1 protein-coding gene is annotated in these 616 nt (G+C 43.8%); it reads right to left on the bottom strand.

From position 1 onward, the window contains the following. Positions 1-559, bottom strand: a 559-nt coding sequence (gene can / locus R7R24_RS28275) for a carbonate dehydratase (RefSeq protein WP_318120390.1), incomplete at its 3' end; no start/stop codon positions are given. Positions 560-616 lie beyond the last annotated feature (57 nt).

Below are 616 nucleotides of genomic sequence, written 5' to 3'. Positions count from 1 at the left end.
GACCATCTTCAATTCCGTATACGACACCGTGAATTTCGACATCTTGCCCGCGCTCCCACGCGTTTTGCATGATGGTTGAATTGCCTAGGTTATAAACTTGTTCTGCAACGTTAATTTCACCAAGCTTATCGGCACGATCTTCAACAGGCATTTGGTCTAAGTAAGAACGATGCTTGAAGTAAAGATCTCTGATGTGCAGTAGCCAGTTATTGATAAGCCCGAGTTGAGGGTTATCTATCGCCGCGTTAACACCGCCGCAACCATAGTGGCCACACACAATAATGTGCTTCACCTTGAGTACATCAACGGCGTATTGAACAACGGAAAGGCAATTGAGGTCTGTGTGAATGACTTGGTTTGCAACATTGCGGTGAACAAATAATTCACCGGAGTAAAGGCCGGTTAATCGTTCTGCGGGTACTCGACTATCGGAGCAGCCAATCCAAAGAAAATCAGGCTTTTGGCCTTCGGCGAGCTTAGCGAAATATTCAGGACGATCAGATTTGATTTCTTCCGACCATTTTGAATTATTCTCAAATAACTGTTTAATTTCCGGCATCATGCAAACTAATTCCCTTGATTGACAAAGGCACTCATCGCAATTGAAACATATCAA

The sequence above is a fragment of the Vibrio sp. 704 genome, assembly GCF_033339295.1.
The sequence above is the reverse complement of the archived record's forward strand: the minus strand, read 5'-3'. Positions and strand labels throughout refer to the sequence as shown.